This is a genomic window from Rehaibacterium terrae (genome assembly GCF_014202935.1).
GTDB lineage: Bacteria > Pseudomonadota > Gammaproteobacteria > Xanthomonadales > Xanthomonadaceae > Rehaibacterium > Rehaibacterium terrae.
In genome coordinates, this window is record NZ_JACHHX010000004.1 from 205,366 (window position 1) to 215,103 (window position 9,738).

Below are 9,738 nucleotides of genomic sequence, written 5' to 3' on the forward strand. Positions count from 1 at the left end.
GAGCGGTGAGCGGCAAACACGAGAGCGATGGGCACCGGGATGCCCATCGCTCACCGCTCATCGCCAGGCCGCTCACTTCTTGTCGTCGTCCCTGACCTCGGTGAACTCGGCATCCACCACGTCGTCGGACTTGGCCTGCGGACCGGCATCGGCCGAGCCACCCTGCTGCCCGGCCGCCGCGGCGGCGGCGAACAGCGACTGCGCGGTCTGCTCCAGCGCCGCGCTCCTGGCCTCGATCTGGGCCTTGTCGTCGCCCTTCATCGCGGTTTCCAGGTCGGCGAGCGCCGACTCGACGCTGGCCATGGTCTCGCCCGGCACTTTGCCACCGTGATCCTTGATGGCGGTGCGGACGGTGTGGATCAGCGCGTCGGCCTTGTTGCGGGCCTGCACCAGCTCGTGGAACTTCCGGTCCTCCTCGCGGTGCGCCTCGGCATCGCGGACCATGCGCTGGATCTCCTCCTCGGACAGACCGGAGCCGGCCTTGATCTCGATGCGCTGCTCCTTGCCGGTCTTCTTGTCCTTGGCCGAGACGTGCAGGATGCCGTTGGCGTCGATGTCGAAGGTGACCTCGACCTGCGGCATGCCGCGCGGCGCCGGCTCGATGCCGGTCAGATCGAACTTGGCCAGCGACTTGTTGTACTTGGCCTGTTCGCGCTCGCCCTGCAGCACGTGCACGGTGACGGCGGTCTGGTTGTCCTCGGCGGTCGAGAAGATCTGCGAGGCCTTGGTCGGGATGGTGGTGTTCTTCTCGATCAGCTTGGTGAACACGCCACCGAGGGTCTCGATGCCGAGGCTCAACGGAGTCACGTCGAGCAGCAGCACGTCCTTGACGGTGCCGGCCAGCACGCCGCCCTGCACCGCGGCGCCGATGGCGACCGCCTCGTCCGGGTTGACGTCCTTGCGCGGCTCCTTGCCGAAGAACTCTGCCACCGCCTGCTGCACCTTGGGCATGCGGGTCTGGCCACCGACCAGGATCACCTCGGTGATGTCGGAAGCGCGCAGGCCGGCATCGTTGAGCGCGATGCGGCACGGCTCGATGGTGCGCTTGATCAGATCGTCCACCAGCGCTTCCAGCTTGGCGCGGGTAAGCCTGATGTTCAGGTGCTTCGGGCCGGAAGCGTCGGCAGTGATGTAAGGCAGGTTCACCTCCGTCTGCTGGGCGCTGGACAGCTCGATCTTGGCGCGCTCGGCCGCGTCCTTCAGGCGCTGCAGCGCGAGCGGATCGTTGCGCAGGTCGATGCCCTGGTCCTTCTTGAATTCCTCGACCAGGTAGTCGATGACGCGCTTGTCGAAGTCCTCGCCGCCCAGGAAGGTGTCACCGTTGGTGGCGAGCACCTCGAACTGCTTCTCGCCGTCGACCTCGGCAATCTCGATAATCGAGATGTCGAAGGTGCCGCCGCCCAAGTCGTAGACGGCGATCTTGCGGTCGCCGCCCTTCTTGTCCAGGCCGTAGGCCAGCGCGGCCGCGGTCGGCTCGTTGATGATGCGCTTGACCTCGAGGCCGGCGATGCGGCCGGCGTCCTTGGTCGCCTGACGCTGGGAGTCGTTGAAGTAGGCCGGGACGGTGATGACCGCCTCGGTGACCTTCTCGCCCAGGTAGTCCTCGGCGGTCTTCTTCATCTTCTCCAGCACGCGCGCGGAGATCTCGGGCGGCGCCATGCGCTTGCCCTCGGCAGTCTCGACCCAGGCGTCGCCGTTGCTGTGCTCGACGATCTTGTACGGCACCAGGTCGATGTCCTTCTTCACCTCGGCGTCGTTGAACTTGCGGCCGATCAGGCGCTTGACCGCGTAGAAGGTATTCTTCGGATTGGTGACGGCCTGGCGCTTGGCCGGCGCGCCGACCAGCACCTCGCCGTCCTTGGTGAAGGCGACGATGGAGGGCGTGGTGCGATCGCCCTCGGCGTTCTCGATGACCTTGACCTGGCCGCCTTCCATGACCGCGACGCACGAATTGGTCGTGCCCAGGTCGATACCGATGATCTTGCCCATGATGGTGTGCTCCCGATGATGTCTTTTGCGGCCACGCCGCTTCTGTCGGCTATGTAGGGGTCGCCGCTGTCAGTTCAAGGCCCTGCAAGCGGAAGGTCCTAGCCTTCGCTGTCTTTGGCCACCAGCACCAGCGCCGGCCGCAGCAGCCGGCCGTTGAGCAGGTAGCCCTTCTGGTAGACCTGCACCACCGTGCCCGGCGCTTGTCCGTCGGCTGGCACCATGCTCATGGCCTGGTGACACTCGGGATCGAAAGGCTGGCCGACCGGGTCGACGGCGACCAGACCGTTGTCGGCGGTCACCTTTTCCAGCTGACGCAGGGTGAGTTCGATCCCTTCGCGCAACTTGCCGGCATCGGCGCCCGGCGCGGACAGCCCGGCCTCCAGGCTGTCGAGCACCTGCAGCAGATCGCTCAGGAGACGCTCGTTGGCGAAGCGGACCGACTGCTCCAGCTCGCGGCTCATCCGCTTGCGCTGGTTGTCCAGCTCGGCGCGCTCGCGCAGACGCTCGTCGCGCAAACGGGCCAACTCTTCGCGGGCCGCGGCCAGCGCCTCGGCCAGGTTGTCGGTGTTTTCCATGCCGGTGGTGTCCACGGACGCGGCGGTGTCGCGTGCGGTGTCGGTGTTGTGCATGCTCCCTTCCTGATGTCGTTGCGCGCCGGCGCGGACGGCCGGCGCGGCCCCGGGGTCACCCCGGTTATTGGGTCGGCGCGGCGGGATTCAAGGCGGCACCGAGCACGTCGGCAGTGGCCTGCACCATGGGGATGACGCGCTCATAGGCCATGCGGGTGGGACCGATCACGCCCAGCACACCCAGCACCTGCCCCTGCGGACCGCGATAGGGCGAGGTGATCACCGTGCAGCCGTCGAGCGGGGCCAGGCCGGTCTCCTCACCGATGAAGATGCGCACGCCCTGGGCCTGGATGCAGCCCTCCAGCAACTGCAGGATCTCGCGTTTGCGGGCGAAGGCTTCGAACAGTTCACGCAGGCGATCCAGATCGGACAGATCCTGCACGCCCATCAGCCGGGTCTGTCCGGCCACCAGCACGTCTTCGCTGCCCGGGTCGAGCGCCTGCTCGGCCAGGTCGGCGGCATTGGCAAGTGCCTGCTCCATCGCCTGATGGGCATCGCGGATCTCGCGCAGCAGGGTGTTGCGGATCTCCGACAGCGGGCGGCCGGCAAAGTGGGCGTTGAGGTAGTTGGCGGTCTGCTCCAGCTCCGAGGGACTGTACGGGCGGCGGGTATGGATGATCCGGTTCTGCACCTCGTTGTCGGTGAACACCAGGATCACCAGTACCCGCTGACCGTCCAGGGCGACGAAGTCGATGTGCCGGAAGGCGAACTGCTCGCGCCGCGGCACCGTCACCACGCCGACGAAGTGGGTCATCGCCGAGAGCAGCTCGGACACGTTCGACAGCAGCGTCTGGGTGCCGGCGCCGGCCGGCAGGTTGGCGCGCAGGCGGGCGATCTCGTCCGCTTCCAGCGGTTGCACCTGCAGCAGGCTGTCGACGAACACCCGGTAGCCCTGCGCGGTCGGGACCCGGCCGGCCGAGGTGTGCGGCGCGGCGACCAGGCCGATGTCCTCCAGGTCCGCCATGATGTTGCGGATGGTCGCCGGACTCACGTCCAGCCCCGAGCGCTTGGCCAGGGTGCGCGACCCCACCGGCTCGCCCTCGCGGATGTACTGGGAGATCAGCGTCCGCAGCAGGCGGCGCGCGCGCGGGTCGAGGGTGGGGTACGGCGTGTTCATGCAGGCTCTTCGGGCGGTTTGTCGATAGATAAGGCCGGCGGGGCGCGGGTGCAAGTGGGACGGAAACCGGAAAAGGGGACAAGGGCCGTGGCGGCTGCCGTGACGGGAAACGCAGCCCGGGTTCCGCGCCCCACGCCTATCCACCGTCCCTTCCCATGCCCCCGGTTCACGCTGCAACCGCCGCGTGCTAGGGTTTCGCCGCCTTCGCGACCCCCGCCATGCTCACCAGCCTGTATCTCAAGGACTTCGCCGTCGTCAGCGAGGCCGACGTGGCCTACGGCCCCGGCCTGACCGTGGTCTCGGGCGAGACCGGCGCCGGCAAGTCGTTGATGGTCGACGCCCTGCTGCTGCTCACCGGCGCCCGTGCCGATGCCGGCATGGTGCGTCATGGCGCCGAGCGCGCCGAGTTGAGCGCCGAGTTCGATCTGGTCGATGCGCCCGAAGCCCGCGCCTGGCTGCGCGAGGCCGAGCTGGACGAGGGCGACGGCTGCCAGATCCGCCGGGTGATCCGCGCCGACGGCGGCTCGCGGGCCTGGATCAACGGCCGCCCGGCCACCCTGGCCCAGCTCGGCGAACTGGGCGAGCGGCTGGTCGAGATCCACGGCCAGCACGAACACCAGGCACTGCTTTCGCGCGCCCACCAGCTGGCCCTGCTCGATGCCTTCGGCGGCCACCAGGCGCAGGCGGACGAGGTGCGCCGGCTGGCCGGGGAGTGGTCGGCGGTCGCCCGCCGACTGCAAGCGCTGTCCGCCAGCGGCGATGTCGCCGACCGTATCACCTACCTCGAACACCAGCTGACCGAACTCGGCGACGAAGCCCTCGCCGCCGAGGACATCGACGCCCTGCTCGCCGCCCACAAACGCCAGGCCAATGCCGCCGGCCTGATCCGGGGCTGCGAGTCGGCGCTGGCGCGGTTGTCGGGCGACGAGGGCTTCTCGCTCGATGGCACGCTGCGCCAGGTGCGCTCGGAGCTGGCCCGCCTGCTCGACGACGAGCCACGCTTGCGTGAGGTCGACGGCCTGCTCGATTCGGTCGCCATCCAGCTCGACGAGGCCGTGGCCGCGCTCGAGCGCGTGCGCGACAGCCTCGACATCGACCCCGAGCGGCTGCAAGAGCTGGAAGCCCGTCTCGCCCGCCTGCACGACCTGGCCCGCAAGCATCGTGTGCCGCTGGGCGGGCTGGCGACCCGTCGCGACGAACTCGCCGCCGAGCTCGAATCCCTGCGCGGCGCCGGCGAACAGGCCGAGCGGCTGGCGCGCGAGCAGAGCAGGCTGGCTGCCGACTGGCATCGCGCTGCGCAATCGCTCTCCGCGCTGCGCGTCGAAACCGCCGCCGCACTCGCTGACGCCGTCAGCGCCTTGATGGACGAGCTGGGCATGCGCGGCGGCCGCTTCGTCGCAGAACTGGAACCGGCCGACACCGGCTCGCCCGATCCGCAGGGCCTGGAGCGCGTCGAATTCCTCGTCTCCGCCAATCCCGGCCAACCCCCGCGCCCGCTGCGCAAGGTGGCCTCGGGCGGTGAACTCTCCCGCATCAGCCTCGCCATCGAGGTCGCCGCGCTCGGCCTGGACAGCGTGCCGACCATGGTCTTCGACGAAGTCGATAGTGGCATCGGCGGCGGCGTGGCCGAAGTGGTCGGCCGCAAGCTGCGCGCGCTGGGCGCCAAACGGCAGGTGCTGTGCGTCACCCACCTGCCGCAGGTCGCCGCCCTGGCCCACCGCCATTACCGCGTCAGCAAGGACGTCTCCGACGGCGCCACGCACAGCGCCGTGGCCGCGCTCGACCAGGCCGCACGCATCGAGGAACTGGCGCGCATGCTCGGCGGCGTGGAGATCACCCGCGAAACCCGTGCCCATGCCAGGCAGATGCTGGAGCGCGGCCAGGCCGCCTGAGGCCGTCCCTGCGGATCGGGTCCGCGGTCACTTCTTCTTCGGCCGCACGTACAGCACCAGGCTGTGGTCCTCGATCACGTAGCCGTGCTTCTCGGCGATCTGGTGCTGCAGGCGCTCGATCTCCTCGCTGACGAACTCGATCACCTTGCCGGTTTCCACGCAGACCATGTGGTCGTGGTGCTTGCCGCGATCCAGCTCGTAGACCGCCTGACCGCCCTCGAAGTTGTGCTTCATCACCAGCCCGGCCGCCTCGAACTGCGTCAGCACGCGGTAAACGGTGGCCAGGCCGATGTCCTCACCCTGCTCGATCAGTTCGCGGTAGATGTCCTCGGCGGTCTTGTGCCGTGGACTCGAATTCTCGAGGATCTCGAGGATGCGCATGCGCGGATGGGTGACCTTGAGTCCAGCCTTGCGCAGATCCTGGGATTCCATGGCAGCTCCAACCTGAGGTGAACGCGGCATGCCGGCGCGCCTTGCCGGCATCGGCGCTAGTGTATCATCCGGGCGTTTCCCCACCTGGCAACGCATCCCATGCTGAAGACGTGGACGGTACTGGTCGTGGCGGCCCTCACGGCCGGCTGCGGCATCACCTACAGGCAGCCGATCTATCAGGGCAACCTGCTCGACACCCGCAATGTCGAGCAGCTCCAGCCCGGACTGACCAAGCGCCAGGTACTGCTGCTGCTCGGTTCACCCTCGGTGGCCGACCCGTTCCACGCCGACCGCTGGGACTACATCGCCAGCGAGCGTACCGGCCGTGCCGGACGGACCCAGATCAAGAACTTCACGCTCCATTTCGAAGGCGACACGCTGGCGCGCTGGGAGGGCGAATACTTCGCCAAGCGCGACGAGGAGCTCGCCGCCGAGATGCGCAAGTTCGGCAACCTGCCGCGCGAGCGCGACCGCGACCGCCGCCGCCGCTGACCCATGCGCCTGCGGCAGCTCGCCATCCGTGCCCTGCCCTGGCTGCTGCTGGCCGGCATGACCGGCTTCGCCGCGATCGGCTGGGTGCATTTCATCGCCAAGGACCAGACCCTCTGGCAGCGCAGCTTCGAGACGGTGCACACCGCCACCGCGCTGATCGACCGGCTCGACGCCCACGACACCCGGGCAGTGCGCGACGCCCTGCTCCGGCAGCGCGAGGAGCAGTGCGACTGGATCGCGCGCTATGCCGAGCATGTGCCGCACGACCTGGCCGAGGCCCTGCGCCAGACCCGCGTCGTCTGCGACACACCGGTCCCGCCGTGGCCTGCGGATCACGACGCGGCCCCGGAAGACTCGGAAGACATCGAACAGGCCGCGCCCGATGCGACGGGCGAGGAAGATGAGGCCGGAGAAGAAGCCCCCGAGACCACCGACAGCGGCGAGCACACCGATCACCCCCGGGCTTCGTGAAATTCGACAGCGCCTGAGTAAAACACGCGCCCCGCGCACTTCATCCAGTCCTGAGGCCGGTGCCTCCCTTACCCCCGGCACGGGCACGCCAGGACTCCCGGGGCGGCTCGGCCCTTTCCATGTCTCCGCTGGGGCCGGAGTCGGAGTCGGTCCAGTGGACCGGCACCCGCCCGCCAGACTCGTGCCAGAACCGTTCCCGGCCCGCCTGAGGGGGAGGGGGCCCCGACTCGCACCCTCCCCTCTCAGCCGCCACCGTGCCGCTCGCGCTCCACACGCTGGCGACGGACCTCTTTCGGATCGGCCAGCAGCGGCCGCAGGATCTCCACCCGGTCGCCGTCGCGCAGCAGCGTCTGCGGCATCACCGGCCTGCCGTAGATCGCCAGCCGCTTCGGATCGACCACCAGCCCGGGCACCTGGGCGGCCAGTCCCGACGCCGCGATGGCCTGCTCCACCGTCGCGCCTTCGGCCAATGCGACCTGTGCCGACCAATGCCGCTCCGGCAGCGCATAGATCACCTCGACCCGGATCGCGCCCTCAGCCATCGCGCTGCGCCTCACGGCAGAACTCGTCCACCAGCTTGTCCGCCAGGCCCTGGAAACCCATCGCCAGCGCCGAGCCCATCAGCTTGCCGGCCAGCTCGAAGTCGAGCAGCAGCCCTACCCGGCAGGCGCCCTCACCCAGCGACTGGAAGGTCCACACCCCCGACAGCCTGCGGAACGGACCCTCCACCAGCGCCAACTCGATCCGCTCCGGCCGCTGCAGGGTGTTGCGGGTGGTGAAGGCCGTGCGCAACCCGCCCAGCCTCAGCGCCAGCCGCGCCACCATGTGCGCGTCCGTGGCCTCGATCACATCGGCCGCCTCGCACCAGCGGAAACGCGCCGGGTAGCCAGCCACGTCGTTGACCAGGTCGAACATCCGCTCGGCCGGTTGCCGCACCAGGGCGCTGCGCTGGATCGTCGTCATCGGGGTTCCGTACCGCGCCCCTCGCCCGCCCGCCGCGCATGCGCGACAATGGCCGTCGATAAGGAACGCACATGTCGAAGAAAGACAAGAACAAGAAGGATACCGAAAGCGGCGGCACCATCGCGCTCAACAAGCGCGCCCGCCACGAGTACCACCTGATCGAGCGCCACGAGGCCGGCCTCGCCCTGCAAGGCTGGGAGGTCAAGGCCATCCGCGCCGGCCGCGCCAACATCGGCGAGAGCTACGCCATCGTGCGCGGCGGCGAGCTGTACCTGTTCGGCGCCCGGATCACCCCGCTGATCACCGCATCCACCCACGTCGTCGCCGACGACCGCCGCACCCGCAAGCTGCTGATGCACAAGCACGAGATCGACAAGCTGGTCGGCAAGGTCGAGCGCGAGGGCTATACCCTCATCCCGACGGCGATGTACTGGAAGCGCAACAAGATCAAGCTCGAACTGGCGCTGGCCAAGGGCAAGCAGGCCCACGACAAGCGCGCCGCCAGCAAGGAACGCGACTGGCAGCGCGAAAAGGCGCGGGTGATGCGAAAGCACAACCCCGACGCTTGAGGGCGGGACTCGGGGCTCGGGACTCGGGAGAGCAGTTCAGAGCCGTCATTCCCGCGGAAGCGGGAATCCAGCGCCTTGCACCGCCCCGCAGCCCGGATCAAGCGAAGCCGAATCCGGGATGCCGACCCCGCTCTGCCCCCGCAATGACCAGGCACCCCCGCCGTCGAACCATCGCGCCCCACCTGAACCCCCGGCGACGCATCCACCGCGTCCGCCTTGTGAACGCCCCACCGCGCCCCTACACTTGCCCTCGACGGACGATTTCCCCCGGGGGTGTCCTGGCTTCGACGGGGGTCACGAAATCGACCGGCGCATGCCGAGGGGGCAGCTTTCCTCGTTAATCCAGCGGCAAACTCATAGTTGCCAACGACGACAACTACGCTCTGGCCGCCTAAGGCCTAGCCCCGAACCCACTTGTGCCCGTGCTCGTGGATGTAGGGTCATCATCACGGGATCGCCGATGGTGGTTGCCTGTCAGCCATCGGTCAACCCAGAACAGGCTGGTTCTTCGGCGCGCTTCGCACACCGTGCTGCCGCAGGACGAGACCCAACGGTGAGCTAAGCATGTAGGGCCGGAGACGTAGGGCTCTCGGACGGGGGTTCAACTCCCCCCACCTCCACCAATAACGAAACCCCAACCGTTCTCGGTTGGGGTTTTTTCTTGCCGGATCGTGCTGGCTCCCGCGTGTTCGCGGGGATTCCTGCGGATGCCTGCGGACTTCGCTGGTCAGCTCATGGCCCGTCCAGGGCCACCTTCCTCTCTCTCCCGGCCATTTTTCTCTCCGGCCTGGCTCCCCCGGACACGCCCGAAGTCCGCAAAGGCCGCGAACACGGCCATTACAAATCAATGCGTTACGCACGGACGAATCGAGCGGTTGGATTGCGGCACTGGATGGAGAAGGACACAACTTGTCAGGACAATGTCCGGACGCCTACAATAAGGGCATCCAAGATCAGTCCGGAGGGGCGCCATGAGCACCCTGAATCTTTCCAAGACCGAACGCATTGACGTCCGCGCCAGCGCGCCGGTCAAGCAACTGCTGCAGGAAGCCGCACGCGCCTGCCACAAGAACGTCAGCGAGTTCCTGCTCGACGCGGGCGTGACGGCGGCCGCGCAGACTTTGGCGGATCGTCGCCAGTTCGTGCTCGACGAGACGCAGTGGCAGGCCTTCCAGGAGGCGCTG

The 9,738-nt window shown here is 68.4% G+C and carries 11 protein-coding genes and 1 other RNA gene; 6 read left to right on the forward strand and 6 right to left on the reverse strand.

Features of this window, described 5'->3' with window-relative positions:
• Positions 1-72: 72 nt before the first annotated feature.
• The 3 genes from dnaK to hrcA form a co-directional block, all read right to left on the reverse strand.
• Positions 73-1,989 (reverse strand): molecular chaperone DnaK, encoded by a 1,917-nt coding sequence (gene dnaK, locus HNQ58_RS04440; RefSeq protein WP_183947579.1) that lies wholly within the window; start codon positions 1,987-1,989, stop codon positions 73-75.
• Positions 1,990-2,087: 98 nt separating this feature from the next.
• Positions 2,088-2,618 (reverse strand): nucleotide exchange factor GrpE, encoded by a 531-nt coding sequence (gene grpE, locus HNQ58_RS04445; protein WP_183947580.1) that lies wholly within the window; start codon positions 2,616-2,618, stop codon positions 2,088-2,090.
• Positions 2,619-2,682: 64 nt separating this feature from the next.
• On the reverse strand, positions 2,683-3,735 hold the full coding sequence (gene hrcA / locus HNQ58_RS04450; RefSeq protein ID WP_183947581.1) for a heat-inducible transcriptional repressor HrcA: 1,053 nt from the start codon (positions 3,733-3,735) through the stop codon (positions 2,683-2,685).
• Between the two features lie 218 nt (positions 3,736-3,953).
• Here hrcA and recN point away from each other — a divergent pair, with 218 nt between their 5' ends.
• Positions 3,954-5,627 (forward strand): DNA repair protein RecN, encoded by a 1,674-nt coding sequence (gene recN, locus HNQ58_RS04455; protein ID WP_183947582.1) that lies wholly within the window; start codon positions 3,954-3,956, stop codon positions 5,625-5,627.
• 27 nt (positions 5,628-5,654) lie between these two features.
• Here recN and fur read toward each other — a convergent pair whose 3' ends face one another.
• Positions 5,655-6,059, reverse strand: coding sequence for a ferric iron uptake transcriptional regulator (gene fur / locus HNQ58_RS04460; RefSeq protein ID WP_183947583.1), 405 nt, complete (start codon positions 6,057-6,059; stop codon positions 5,655-5,657).
• Between the two features lie 99 nt (positions 6,060-6,158).
• On the opposite strand from fur, the gene HNQ58_RS04465 reads away from it, so the two are divergent.
• A complete protein-coding gene (locus HNQ58_RS04465) occupies positions 6,159-6,551 on the forward strand; it encodes an outer membrane protein assembly factor BamE (RefSeq protein ID WP_183947584.1) in 393 nt (130 codons plus the stop codon).
• 3 nt (positions 6,552-6,554) lie between these two features.
• Positions 6,555-7,022 carry a hypothetical protein gene (locus HNQ58_RS04470; protein WP_183947585.1) on the forward strand — a complete coding sequence of 156 codons (468 nt, stop codon included), beginning with the start codon at positions 6,555-6,557 and terminating at the stop codon, positions 7,020-7,022.
• Positions 7,023-7,264: 242 nt separating this feature from the next.
• Here the strand turns inward: HNQ58_RS04470 and HNQ58_RS04475 are convergent, their stop codons facing one another.
• Together HNQ58_RS04475 and HNQ58_RS04480 are read right to left on the reverse strand one after the other, a co-directional pair.
• Positions 7,265-7,564, reverse strand: coding sequence for an RnfH family protein (locus tag HNQ58_RS04475; RefSeq protein ID WP_183947586.1), 300 nt, complete (start codon positions 7,562-7,564; stop codon positions 7,265-7,267).
• Positions 7,557-7,985, reverse strand: a complete 429-nt coding sequence (locus HNQ58_RS04480; protein WP_183947587.1) for a type II toxin-antitoxin system RatA family toxin — start codon at positions 7,983-7,985, stop codon at positions 7,557-7,559. The genes HNQ58_RS04475 and HNQ58_RS04480 overlap by 8 nt, the downstream gene beginning before the upstream one ends.
• 71 nt (positions 7,986-8,056) lie before the next feature.
• Here HNQ58_RS04480 and smpB point away from each other — a divergent pair, with 71 nt between their 5' ends.
• The 3 genes from smpB to HNQ58_RS04495 form a co-directional block, all read left to right on the forward strand.
• The gene (gene smpB, locus HNQ58_RS04485; RefSeq protein ID WP_183947588.1) at positions 8,057-8,554 is read left to right on the forward strand and encodes an SsrA-binding protein SmpB; all 498 of its coding nucleotides are present in this window, start codon (positions 8,057-8,059) and stop codon (positions 8,552-8,554) included.
• Positions 8,555-8,823: 269 nt separating this feature from the next.
• Positions 8,824-9,177, forward strand: a transfer-messenger RNA (tmRNA) gene (gene ssrA, locus HNQ58_RS04490).
• A 348-nt stretch (positions 9,178-9,525) separates the two neighbouring features.
• A partial coding sequence (locus HNQ58_RS04495) for a type II toxin-antitoxin system TacA family antitoxin (RefSeq protein WP_183947589.1) occupies positions 9,526-9,738 on the forward strand: 213 nt, incomplete at its 3' end.